The organism is Variovorax sucrosi (assembly GCF_051216635.1).
Taxonomy (GTDB): Bacteria; Pseudomonadota; Gammaproteobacteria; order Burkholderiales; family Burkholderiaceae_C; genus Variovorax.
The window spans coordinates 55,720-65,618 of sequence record NZ_JBPJZU010000007.1 but is presented as its reverse complement, the minus strand read 5'-3'; the positions used below and the strand labels follow the sequence as shown (position 1 = coordinate 65,618).

General features: G+C 69.8%; 14 protein-coding genes. 8 read left to right on the top strand and 6 right to left on the bottom strand.

Annotated features, from left to right (window positions below):
- Positions 1 to 8: 8 nt before the first annotated feature.
- Positions 9 to 1,340 (bottom strand): NAD(P)/FAD-dependent oxidoreductase, encoded by a 1,332-nt coding sequence (locus tag ACSFBE_RS14750; RefSeq protein ID WP_435491147.1) that lies wholly within the window; start codon positions 1,338 to 1,340, stop codon positions 9 to 11.
- A gap of 118 nt (positions 1,341 to 1,458) precedes the next feature.
- On the opposite strand from ACSFBE_RS14750, the gene egtB reads away from it, so the two are divergent.
- From egtB to ACSFBE_RS14725, 5 genes are all read left to right on the top strand, one after another.
- The gene (gene egtB, locus ACSFBE_RS14745) at positions 1,459 to 2,709 is read left to right on the top strand and encodes an ergothioneine biosynthesis protein EgtB (RefSeq protein WP_435491146.1); all 1,251 of its coding nucleotides are present in this window, start codon (positions 1,459 to 1,461) and stop codon (positions 2,707 to 2,709) included.
- Positions 2,709 to 3,701 carry an L-histidine N(alpha)-methyltransferase gene (gene egtD / locus ACSFBE_RS14740; RefSeq protein ID WP_435491145.1) on the top strand — a complete coding sequence of 331 codons (993 nt, stop codon included), beginning with the start codon at positions 2,709 to 2,711 and terminating at the stop codon, positions 3,699 to 3,701. Before egtB ends, egtD begins: the two co-directional genes overlap by 1 nt.
- An 85-nt stretch (positions 3,702 to 3,786) precedes the next feature.
- Entirely contained in the window at positions 3,787 to 4,068 is a 282-nt protein-coding gene (locus ACSFBE_RS14735; RefSeq protein WP_435491144.1) for a DUF427 domain-containing protein, read from the top strand.
- Positions 4,065 to 4,805, top strand: a complete 741-nt coding sequence (locus ACSFBE_RS14730) for a 2OG-Fe dioxygenase family protein (protein ID WP_435491143.1) — start codon at positions 4,065 to 4,067, stop codon at positions 4,803 to 4,805. Before ACSFBE_RS14735 ends, ACSFBE_RS14730 begins: the two co-directional genes overlap by 4 nt.
- A 108-nt stretch (positions 4,806 to 4,913) precedes the next feature.
- Positions 4,914 to 5,354, top strand: a complete 441-nt coding sequence (locus ACSFBE_RS14725; RefSeq protein ID WP_435491142.1) for a universal stress protein — start codon at positions 4,914 to 4,916, stop codon at positions 5,352 to 5,354.
- Here the strand turns inward: ACSFBE_RS14725 and ACSFBE_RS14720 are convergent, their stop codons facing one another.
- Positions 5,355 to 6,041, bottom strand: a complete 687-nt coding sequence (locus tag ACSFBE_RS14720; RefSeq protein ID WP_435491141.1) for an RluA family pseudouridine synthase — start codon at positions 6,039 to 6,041, stop codon at positions 5,355 to 5,357.
- A 21-nt stretch (positions 6,042 to 6,062) separates the two neighbouring features.
- On the opposite strand from ACSFBE_RS14720, the gene ACSFBE_RS14715 reads away from it, so the two are divergent.
- Positions 6,063 to 7,304, top strand: a complete 1,242-nt coding sequence (locus ACSFBE_RS14715; protein ID WP_435491140.1) for an MFS transporter — start codon at positions 6,063 to 6,065, stop codon at positions 7,302 to 7,304.
- Here ACSFBE_RS14715 and ACSFBE_RS14710 read toward each other — a convergent pair.
- The 3 genes from ACSFBE_RS14710 to ACSFBE_RS14700 are packed head-to-tail and all read right to left on the bottom strand — an operon-like array spanning position 7,301 to position 8,032.
- Positions 7,301 to 7,588: a 2Fe-2S iron-sulfur cluster-binding protein gene (locus tag ACSFBE_RS14710; protein ID WP_435491139.1), complete on the bottom strand. Its 288-nt coding sequence runs from the start codon at positions 7,586 to 7,588 to the stop codon at positions 7,301 to 7,303. The genes ACSFBE_RS14715 and ACSFBE_RS14710 overlap by 4 nt on opposite strands.
- 4 nt (positions 7,589 to 7,592) lie before the next feature.
- The gene (locus ACSFBE_RS14705) at positions 7,593 to 7,889 is read right to left on the bottom strand and encodes a VF530 family protein (protein WP_435491138.1); all 297 of its coding nucleotides are present in this window, start codon (positions 7,887 to 7,889) and stop codon (positions 7,593 to 7,595) included.
- A complete protein-coding gene (locus ACSFBE_RS14700) occupies positions 7,886 to 8,032 on the bottom strand; it encodes a hypothetical protein (RefSeq protein ID WP_435491137.1) in 147 nt (48 codons plus the stop codon). The genes ACSFBE_RS14705 and ACSFBE_RS14700 overlap by 4 nt, the downstream gene beginning before the upstream one ends.
- A gap of 96 nt (positions 8,033 to 8,128) precedes the next feature.
- Here ACSFBE_RS14700 and ACSFBE_RS14695 point away from each other — a divergent pair, with 96 nt between their 5' ends.
- A complete protein-coding gene (locus tag ACSFBE_RS14695; protein ID WP_435491136.1) occupies positions 8,129 to 8,647 on the top strand; it encodes a GNAT family N-acetyltransferase in 519 nt (172 codons plus the stop codon).
- Between the two features lie 111 nt (positions 8,648 to 8,758).
- Positions 8,759 to 9,661, top strand: a complete 903-nt coding sequence (locus ACSFBE_RS14690) for a DUF808 domain-containing protein (protein WP_435491135.1) — start codon at positions 8,759 to 8,761, stop codon at positions 9,659 to 9,661.
- Here the strand turns inward: ACSFBE_RS14690 and ACSFBE_RS14685 are convergent.
- Positions 9,658 to 9,876 carry a hypothetical protein gene (locus ACSFBE_RS14685; RefSeq protein WP_435491134.1) on the bottom strand — a complete coding sequence of 73 codons (219 nt, stop codon included), beginning with the start codon at positions 9,874 to 9,876 and terminating at the stop codon, positions 9,658 to 9,660. The two genes, ACSFBE_RS14690 and ACSFBE_RS14685, sit on opposite strands and share 4 nt — an antisense overlap.
- Between the last annotated feature and the right edge of the window lie 23 nt (positions 9,877 to 9,899).

Below are 9,899 nucleotides of genomic sequence, written 5' to 3'. Positions count from 1 at the left end.
GCCGGGCGTTACGACTCGCCCTTGCCCGCCCCATCCACATCCGCCACCACGCGGGCATGGCGCCGAAAGCTCCAGTAGGCGCTGGCCCAGTCCATCAGCACGACCAGCCGGTTGCGGAAGCCGATGAGGAAGTAGGCGTGCGCGAACAGCCAGAACAGCCACGCGAGCTTGCCGCTGAAGCGCAGCGGGCCGAAGGGCGTGCCCAGGTCGACCACCGCCGAGTTTCGGCCGATGGTCGCGAGGTTGCCGTAGTCGGCGTAGCGGAAGGCCTTGGTCGGCTCGCCCGCGATGCGGTGCAGCACGTTGCCCGCGGCGGTGCGGCCCATCTGCTTGGCGCCGGGCGAGACGCCGGGCACCGGCTTCGGTTCCTGGCCCGGGACATGGCTCATGGCGGCGGCAAGGTCGCCCACCACGCTGATCTCCGGATGGCCGGCCAGGCTCAGGTCCGGTTCGACGCGCACGCGCCCCGCGCGGTCGGTTTCGGCGCCGGTGACGGTCGCCAGCAATTTGCCGAGCGGTGAGGCCGCCACGCCGGCGGCCCAGACCACGCAGTGGCTGGCGATGCGTTCGCTGCCGGCATCGGTCGCGATGTCCAGCCCGGTCGCGTCGATCGACGTGACCTTGGCGCCCAGCCGCACCTTGACGCCCAGGCGCTCGAGCTGCTCCTTCGCCTTCTGGCTCAGTCCCTCGGGCATCGCTTGCAGCACCCGCGGGCCGCCCTCGATCAGCAGCACCTCGGCGCTGGCGGGGTCGATGTGGCGGAACTCGCCTTCGAGGGTGTGGCGGGCGATCTCGGCCAGCGTGCCGGCCATCTCGACGCCGGTCGGCCCGCCGCCGATCACCGCGAAGGTCAGCAGGGCGCGGCGGCGCACCGGGTCCTGTTCCTTCTCGGCCGCTTCGTACGACATCAGCACGTGGCGGCGGATCGCGAAGGCGTCGGCCAGCGTCTTCAGGCCCGGCGCGTGGGCGGCCCAGGCGTCGTTGCCGAAATAGCTGTGGGTGGCGCCGGCGGCGACGATCAGGTGGTCGTAGCCCAGGCGAAGGCCGTCGCGCAGCAGCACCGCGCGCTCGGCCGGGAGGATGTCGCTCACCTCGCCCAGCAGGGTGGTGATGTTGCGCTGGCCGCGGAACAGCAGGCGCGTGGGCGCGGCGATCGAGGGCGCCGCCAGGCCGGCGGTGGCCACCTGGTAGAGCAAGGGCTGGAACAGGTGGTGGTTGGTTTTCTCGACCACCGTCACGTCGACTGCCGCTTGCTGCAGACGGCGCGCGGCTTCGAGGCCGCCGAAACCACAGCCGATGATGAGGATTTGGGGTCGGCGGTCAGGTTGGGACGTGCGCATTCGCGCATTATGTGCAACCCCTTCGAGCCCGGCCGGTGGCGGCTGGTGCGCGGGCTTGTCCTACGGACAGCTTGCAGCCCATTCGAATAAAACGCCCGATGCGATCCTTGGAGACCCCATGAAGCTTTCCCGGCCGAGCCCGCAGGCCCCCGATGCGTTGCGCGACGCCTACCGCACGGTGCGCAGCGCCAGCCTCGCGCTGGCCGCCCCGCTGTCGCCAGAAGACCAGTGCGTCCAGTCGATGCCCGATGCCAGCCCCACCAAATGGCACCTGGCCCACACCACCTGGTTCTTCGAGACGGTGCTGCTGCAGCCGCACGCCAGCGGCTACCTGTGCTTCGATCCGCGCTTCCAGTACCTGTTCAATTCCTACTACGAGGCGCTGGGCCCGCGCCATCCGCGCCCCCAGCGCGGGCTGCTCACCCGGCCCTCGGTGAAGGAGGTGCATGCCTACCGCGCCCATGTGGATGCCGGCGTCGAAGGCCTGCTGGACGGCATCGACGGAGCGGCGTGGGCCGAAGTCGAACCGATCCTCACGCTCGGGCTGCACCACGAGCAGCAGCACCAGGAGCTGCTGGTGACCGACATCCTGCATGCCTTGTCGTGCAATCCGCTGCTGCCGGCCTACAGGCCCGCGGCTGCGTCGGCGCTTCGCCTGGCCACGGTGGCGCCGGCCATGCAGTGGCGCGCCCAGCCTGGCGGCCATGTGGAGATCGGCCATGAGGGCGGCGGTTTCGCCTTCGACAACGAAACGCCGCGCCATCGTGCGCTGCTGCGGCCCTATGCCATCGCCGACCGGTTGGTGAACTGCGGCGACTACGCCCAGTTCATCGCCGACGGCGGTTATCGGCGGCCCGAACTCTGGTTGTCGGACGGCTGGGCCGCGGTGCGGTCGCAGGGCTGGCGAGCACCGCCGTACTGGCTGGCGCCCGACGATCCTCGCCTGGGGTTCCAGGGCGGGGCGGCCGCGGGCTGGCAGGTGTTCGGCCTGAACGGCGTGCGCCCCCTGGACCACGAGGCACCGGTGTCGCAGCTGAGCTTCTACGAGGCCGCTGCCTATGCCGAATGGGCCGGCGCGCGCCTGCCCACCGAATTCGAATGGGAAGCCGCCTGCGCCGACGAAGGCACGACCCAGATGACGGGCTATGTCTGGCAATGGACCCGCTCGTCCTACGACCCCTATCCCGGCTTCCGGCCCATGCCGGGCGTGGCGGCCGAATACAACGGCAAGTTCATGGTCGGCCAGCTGGTGCTGCGCGGCGGCAGCGTCGCCACGCCCGAAGGCCACAGCCGGCCGAGCTATCGCAACTTCTTCCCGCCGGCGGCGCGCTGGCAGTTCTCGGGGCTGCGGCTCGCGAAGGATCTCTGATGCGCAACCCTGCTTCTCTCCCACGCGATTTGCAGCGCGACGACGTCCGCACCGCGCCCGCACTCAGCGAGTTCGGCCGCGAACTGCATGCCGGCCTGTCACGCCGCGCCCGCAGCATCTCGCCGAAGTTCTTCTACGACGTCGAAGGCTCGGCGCTGTTCGATCGCATCTGCGAACTGCCCGAGTACTACCCGACCCGCACCGAACTGCGCATCCTCACCGAGCGCGCCGGCGAGATCGCCCAGCAGATCGGGCCCGACGCCGAGATCATCGAATTCGGCGCCGGCTCGCTGACCAAGGTGCGCCTGCTGCTCGATGCGCTGCAGACGCCGCGGCGCTATGTGCCGATCGACATCTCCGGCGAGCACCTCGGCGCGGCGGCCGAGCGGCTGCGCGCCGACTATCCGCAGCTCACCGTGCAGCCGGTCGCGGCCGACTACACGATGCCCCTGGTGCTGCCCGCGCCGGGCGAAGGCGCGGGGCGGCGCGTCGGTTTCTTTCCCGGTTCCACACTCGGCAACTTCACGCCCGAGGAGGCGCTCGCGTTCCTGCAGCTTTCGGCCCGCCTGCTGCGCGGCGGCGGGCTGCTGCTCGGGGTCGACCTGGTGAAGGACCCGGCGCTGCTGCACGCCGCCTACAACGACGCGCAGGGCGTGACGGCTGCCTTCAACCTCAACCTGCTGCGCCGAGCCAATGCCGAACTGCAGACCGACTTCGACCTCGACGGCTTCTGGCACAGCGCCTTCTACAACGCGCCGATGCAGCGCATCGAGATGCACCTGGTGAGCCGGCGCGCGCAGGCGGTGACGCTCGACGGCCGGCGCTTCGATGTCGCCGAGGGCGAGACGATCCACACCGAGTACTCGCACAAGTTCACCGTCGACGGGCTGCGCGCACTGGCAGAAATGGCAGGCTTCGTGCCGACGGCGGTGTGGACCGATCCCCAGCATCTGTTCAGCGTGCACTGGCTTCAGGCGCCAGCGGCACAATAGGGGTCTGCCGCCGCGCGAGGCGCCGGCGGCACCCTTGTGAATCGCCGACGCATGCCGCGCCGGCCTGGGCATCCGGAGATCTCCCATGAAAGCAACCTGGAACGGCGTCACCATCGCCGAGAGCGACGACACCGTGGTCGTCGAAGGCAACCACTACTTCCCCGTGAGCTCGCTCAAGCGCGAGCACGTGACCTTCAGCAACCACAAGACCACCTGCCCCTGGAAGGGCTCGGCCAGCTACTACTCGCTGCTGGTCAACGGCGAACTCAATGCCGATGCGGCCTGGTACTACGCCGACCCCAAGCCGGAAGCCGAAGAGGTGAAGGACCGCGTCGCCTTCTGGAAGGGCGTGAAGGTCGAGGCGTGAGCGCCGTCTTCGCGCCGTCCTTCGACCCACCTTCACGACTTGTCGACGCCTTGCGCCTGCAGGGCTACGCGGTACTCAGCCCCGAAGGCGTGGCCGAATGGCTCGGCGTGCCGCTCGACGCACTGGAGGCCCTGCGCGCCGATTGGGACGGTCTCCCGCCCGACGAGTACCTCAAGGACGGCGGGCGCTACCGGCAGCGCCGGCATTCGTGCTTCACGGTCGATGGTGACGCGCTGGCCCCCGTGCCGCACCGCGCGCACTGGCAGCCCGTCGAATACAACGCCCTGCACGGCGGCATGCAGCGCTGGTTCGCGCCGATGGACGATGCGACGGTCGCCAACGCGGCCTGGCAGCGTCTGCTGGTGCGCATCGCCGATGCGGCCACCGGCCTGCGCGGCACGCAGCGTTGGTTCGTCGAGGCGCACCAGTTCCGCATCGACACCACGCACGGCATCGGCCGGCCGACGCCCGAAGGCGCACACCGAGACGGCGTCGACCTGGTGGCGGTGATGCTGGTCGGCCGGCATGGCATCAAGGGCGGCGAGACGCGCGTGTTCGAGGCCGAAGGCCGCCGCGGCGAACGTTTCACGCTGACCGAGCCCTGGACGCTGATGCTGGTCGACGACGCCCGCGTGATCCACGAGTCGACGCCGATTCAGCCGCTGGTCGAAGGCCAGAGCGGTCACCGCGACACGCTGGTCGTCACCTGCCGGGCCGGCGGTTTTCAGGGCGACTGACCGGGGGATCGGGCGCGCCCGCGCGCGTCCTACAACCGGTAACAGGCGGCCGGGTTAAATTGCAGCCCCGGCTCCAGCGCGAGCTCCGAGAACGCAGCGAGGGCATTCATGTTCAATCACATCCTGGTTCCGATCGATGGTTCCGAAACGTCGATGTATGCGGTCAGCAAGGCCAGCGGGCTGGCGCTCGCCTTCGGCAGCCGCATCACGCTGATCCATGTGATCGACAACTACCCCTTCATCGGCGTCGGCGCGGACTACGCGCTGGGCCAGAACGAATACCTGGCGGCCGCCACCTCCAGCGCCAATGCCGCGTTGGCCCGCGGCGTGGCGGCGCTCGCCGCCGAGGGCCTGCACAGCGACCAGCGCGTGATCGACGGCCATGTGGTGCACGAAGGCATCGTCGACACCGCCGTGGCGCTGGGCGTCGACCTGATCGTCATGGGTTCGCACGGCCGTACCGGCATCGAGAAGCTCCTGCTCGGCAGCGTGACGCAGCGCGTGCTGCAGGACGCCACCATGCCGGTGATGGTGGTCAAGGGACTCTGATCACGCGGCTCGGGCGTCGTCCCCGAAGCCCAGCGCGCCGAAGCCCGGCGGGCTCTCGAAGCGCACCGCCTCGCCCGTGACCGGGTGGCGCAACTGCAGCACGCTGGCGTGCAGCATCAGCCGCGGCGCCCGCCGCTGGCTGTCCTCATCACCATAGAGCGCATCGCCCAGGATCGTGTGGCCGATCGATGCCAGGTGCACGCGCAGTTGGTGCGAGCGCCCGGTGCGCGGCTCCAGCAGCAGCCGGCTTGCTCCCAGTAACGGCAGCGGCTCGAGCACGCGCCAGCGCGTGAGGCTGGGCTTGCCCGCGGGGTCGACCTTCTGCAGCGGCCGGCGCGGCCAGTCGGCCATCAGCGGCGCGTCGATCACCGACCAGTGCGGGCTCTCGTCGAGCACACCGTCGACCACCGCCTCGTAGCGCTTCCACACCTGCTGCGCGGCAAAGGCGGCGCCCAGGGCCCGCTGTACCTCGAGGCTGCGTGCCATCAGCACCAGGCCGCTGGTGCCCATGTCGAGCCGGTGCACCACCAGCGCGTCGGGCCAGCGGGCCTGCACGCGGGCGCTCAGGCAGTCCTGCTTGTCCTCGCCCCGGCCGGGCACGCACAGCAGGCCGGCGGGCTTGTCGAGCACCAGCAGGTCGGCGTCTTCGTGGATCAGGGTCAGGGCGGTCGCGGACGGCATGTTCATGGCTCGGCTATTCTCGAACGGATGTCTGCCGCTCCCGATGCCCTCCAGGCCGCCCCGAATTTTTCCGACCTGACGCGCCAGCGTCCCTTCATGCAGCTGTGGATCGCGCGGCTCTTCGGCACCGCCGCCAGCCAGATGCTGCTGGTCGCGATCGGCTGGCACATGTACGACCTGACCGGCAGCGCCTGGGACCTCGGCCTGGTCGGGCTCTACCAGTTCGTGCCGGCGCTGGTGCTGGCGCTGTACGCCGGCCATGTGGTGGATCGGCATCACCGGGCCCGCATCGTGGCCGCCTGCTTCGCGGTGCAGGGCCTGGTCGGGCTGGCGCTGCTGATGGCGCATGTGCTGCACCACGATTCTCGGGCGCTGCTGCTCGGCCTGTCGGTGGTGCTGGGCGCAGTGCGCGCCTTCCAGATGCCGGCGCAGCAGGCGCTCACGCCGATGCTGGTGCCGCCGCTGATGCTGCCGCGCGCCATGGCCTTCAGCTCGGCCGGCATGCAGGGCGCGATCATCGGCGGTCCGGCGCTCGGCGGCCTGCTGTTCGCGGCCGGCACCGGCGTGGTCTACGGTGCGAGCGTGGCGCTGTTCGTGGTCGGCGGCGTGCTGGTGGCACGCCTGCGCTACCTGCAGCCGGCGCGGGTGCGCGAGCCGGTCACGCTGGCCACGGTGTTCGCAGGCGTCGACTTCATCTGGCGCCGCAAGCCGGTGCTCGGCGCGATTTCGCTCGACCTCTTCGCGGTGCTGCTCGGCGGTGCGGTGGCGCTGCTGCCGATTTACGCCAAGGACATCCTGCACACCGGCGCCTGGGGCATGGGCCTGTTGCGCAGCGCGCCGGCGGTCGGCGCGCTGCTGGCGTCGATCTGGCTCACCCGTCGGCCGATCGAGCGGCATGTCGGCCGCACGCTGCTGATCGCGGTGGCGGCCTTCGGTCTGTGCATGGTGGTGTTCGGCCTCTCGCGCAGCTTCACCGTGTCGCTCATCGTGCTGGCCATCTCGGGGGGCGCGGACATGGTGAATGTGGTGATTCGCCAGACACTGGTGCAGCTGGAGACGCCCGACGACATGCGCGGCCGGGTCAGCGCGGTCAGCTCGATCTTCATCGGCGCGAGCAACCAGCTCGGCGAGTTCGAGTCGGGCGCCACCGCGGCGCTGCTGGGGCCGGTGGGCTCGGTGGTGCTGGGGGGCGTCGGCACGGTGGCGGTTGCGCTGGCGTGGTTCAAGTTGTTCCCGTCGCTCGCGCGGCGCGACCGGATCGTCGGCTAGTCGCCGAAGACCGAAAAGGCGGCTGGCACCTCGAGCGTCACATCCGACAGCGGCTCCGCCACGCAGGGCAGGATCCAGCCCTCGACCTTCTCCTCGGCGCTCAGGCCGGGCCAGTCGATGGTGTGGCGCACTTCGCCGGCGCGCAGCCGGCAGATGCAGGTGCGGCAGGTGCCGTTGCGGCAGGAGCTGGGCAGCGCGATGCCGCCGGCTTCGGCCGCGCGCAGCACGGTCTGGCCGGGCGCGGCGTCGAACGCGAAACCACCGGGGTCGATGCGCACCCGCATCGCGTCAGCGCGGTGCCGCGCCCTGCGATTGGCGGCGCTGGTCGCGCAGCATGAAGAGGTAGAGGCTCTCGACCTTCTCGCGCGCCCAGGGGGTCTTGCGAAGAAATTTGAGGCACGAGCCCACGCTCGGCTCGTGCCCGAAGCAGCGCAGCGGAATGCGCTCGTTCAGCCCCGCCCATCCGTATTCCGCCTCCAGCGCCCGCACGATGGCCTCGAGCGTCAGCCCGTGCAGCGGGTTGCGCGGCTGGGTGGGCTGCGGCGGTGCCGAGGGCGGCACCGGCGGAAGGGCATCGGGCGTCACTTGTTCTTGAGCTTGCCGCGCGGAATGACCGCGGTGGTGACGGTGCGCACGGGCTCGAGGTTGGTCGACACCGGCTTGGGTGGGGACGTGTCCTTCTTCGGCTTCTTCGCCTCTTTGTTGGCGCGCTGCTGACCTTTGGCCATGATGGAGTCTCCGACGATGGATGATGAATGATGAATGTGCCGGGGAGTTTAGCGGGGCGGCGACAATACACGGCTCCATCGAAGAACTCCGAATTCATGTCCCACTACGAAGTCCGTCCCGCCACGATGCGCGACGCCAAAGCCATCGCCGAAGTCCATGCCGCCGCCGCTCGCGCCGCCTACCAGGACATCCTGCCCGAAGAAGAACTGCGCGCGCTCGCCCCGGCCACGCGCGAAGCCAAGTGGCGCGATGCCATCGAGTTCAGCGAACCGCAGGTGCAGGTGGCGGTGCAGGGTGACGAGGTGGTCGGCTTCGTCGGCTACGACCGCTCGCGCGATCCCAAGACGCCCTCGACGACCGGCGAGATCTGGGCCATCTACCTGAAGCCAGAGCACTGGGGCAAGGGCGTGGGCGTGGCGCTCTGGGACGCTGCGCGCGACGGTCTGGAAGAAGAGGGCTGCACCACCGTCACCATCTGGGTGCCGCTGCGCAACGAGCGCGCCATGCGTTTCCACGAACTGGCCGGCTTCAAGCGCGAGATGAAGACCGCCAAGACGACCGCCATCGGCACCGTGAAGATCGAAGAGATTCGCCTCAAGCGCAGCGTGAGTTGACGGTTTTCGCCTGCGCCGCTCGCGATGGCGTAGGACGGCTGCGGGATTTCCCTGAACCGGGCCTGACCAGCGGCTAAGCTGCGCGGCTTCATCACTCCGACGTCCCGCGCCATGGCCGCCAGCCTCTTTCTCCTGCTCGACGACATCGCGACCGTCCTGGACGACGTGTCGATCCTCACCAAGGTCGCGGCCAAGAAGACGGCCGGTGTGCTGGGCGACGACCTCGCCCTCAATGCCCAGCAGGTGTCCGGCGTGAAGGCCGACCGCGAGCTGCCGGTGGTCTGGGCGGTGTGCAAGGGCTCCTTCGTCAACAAGCTCATCCTGGTGCCGGCGGCGCTGCTCATCGGCAGTTTTCTGCCCTGGGCGATCACGCCGCTGCTGATGGTCGGCGGCGCCTTCCTGTGCTTCGAGGGCGTGGAGAAGCTGGCCCACAAGTTCCTGCACAAGCAGGAGCATGAGGCCGAGGTCCAGCAGCATGTGCAGGCCGTCGCCGACCCGGCGGTCGATGTCGTCGCGGCCGAAAAGGCCAAGATCAAGGGCGCGGTGCGCACCGACTTCATCCTGTCGGCCGAGATCATCGTGATCACCCTCGGCACCGTCGGCGAGCAGCCTTTCGGCACGCAACTCGCGGTGCTCGCGGGCATCGCGCTGATCATGACGATCGGCGTCTACGGACTGGTGGCGGGCATCGTGAAGCTGGACGATGCCGGGCTCTGGCTGACCCGCCGCGCCAGCGCCGCGCAGCAGGCCTTCGGTCGCGGCATCCTGGTGGCGGCGCCGTGGCTCATGAAGGCGCTGTCGGTGGCCGGCACCGCCGCCATGTTCCTGGTCGGTGGCGGCATCCTGGTGCACGGCGTGCCGGCCTTCGGCCATGCGGTCGAAGCCTGGGCGGCAAACGCCGGGGCGCTGGGCACGGTCGGGTCGATGGGGGTCAACGCCGGCATCGGCATCGTGGCCGGCGCCATCGTGCTCGGCGCGGTGGAACTGGCGAAGAAGGCGCTTGGCAAGCGCTAGGGTCGCTTGCCCTTGGCGCGCTGCACCAGGTCGACCACGATCAGTGCCGCGCCCAGCACCAAGGCGAACCAGCCGACCGTGGCAGCGCCCGCAATCATGTCGTGCCACCCGGACGAGGGCAGGAAGTACGGCGCGACCAGCACCGCGACACCGATCAGCAGACAAAGGACGCCGCGTTCGGCCATGCGCGGGGCGCGTGAAGGTTTGGATGCCATCCGGCGAGTGTAGGGGCGGCCCA

What these genes read in the sequence shown, in the direction of transcription:
- ACSFBE_RS14750 (WP_435491147.1), bottom strand. Translation starts at nt 1,340, where the DNA reads ATGCGCACGTCCCAACCTGACCGCCGACCCCAAATCCTCATCATCGGC.
- egtB (WP_435491146.1), top strand. Translation starts at nt 1,459, where the DNA reads ATGAAGCTTTCCCGGCCGAGCCCGCAGGCCCCCGATGCGTTGCGCGAC.
- egtD (WP_435491145.1), top strand. Translation starts at nt 2,709, where the DNA reads ATGCGCAACCCTGCTTCTCTCCCACGCGATTTGCAGCGCGACGACGTC.
- ACSFBE_RS14735 (WP_435491144.1), top strand. Translation starts at nt 3,787, where the DNA reads ATGAAAGCAACCTGGAACGGCGTCACCATCGCCGAGAGCGACGACACC.
- ACSFBE_RS14725 (WP_435491142.1), top strand. Translation starts at nt 4,914, where the DNA reads ATGTTCAATCACATCCTGGTTCCGATCGATGGTTCCGAAACGTCGATG.
- ACSFBE_RS14720 (WP_435491141.1), bottom strand. Translation starts at nt 6,041, where the DNA reads ATGAACATGCCGTCCGCGACCGCCCTGACCCTGATCCACGAAGACGCC.
- ACSFBE_RS14715 (WP_435491140.1), top strand. Translation starts at nt 6,063, where the DNA reads ATGTCTGCCGCTCCCGATGCCCTCCAGGCCGCCCCGAATTTTTCCGAC.
- ACSFBE_RS14710 (WP_435491139.1), bottom strand. Translation starts at nt 7,588, where the DNA reads ATGCGGGTGCGCATCGACCCCGGTGGTTTCGCGTTCGACGCCGCGCCC.
- ACSFBE_RS14700 (WP_435491137.1), bottom strand. Translation starts at nt 8,032, where the DNA reads ATGGCCAAAGGTCAGCAGCGCGCCAACAAAGAGGCGAAGAAGCCGAAG.
- ACSFBE_RS14695 (WP_435491136.1), top strand. Translation starts at nt 8,129, where the DNA reads ATGTCCCACTACGAAGTCCGTCCCGCCACGATGCGCGACGCCAAAGCC.
- ACSFBE_RS14690 (WP_435491135.1), top strand. Translation starts at nt 8,759, where the DNA reads ATGGCCGCCAGCCTCTTTCTCCTGCTCGACGACATCGCGACCGTCCTG.
- ACSFBE_RS14685 (WP_435491134.1), bottom strand. Translation starts at nt 9,876, where the DNA reads ATGGCATCCAAACCTTCACGCGCCCCGCGCATGGCCGAACGCGGCGTC.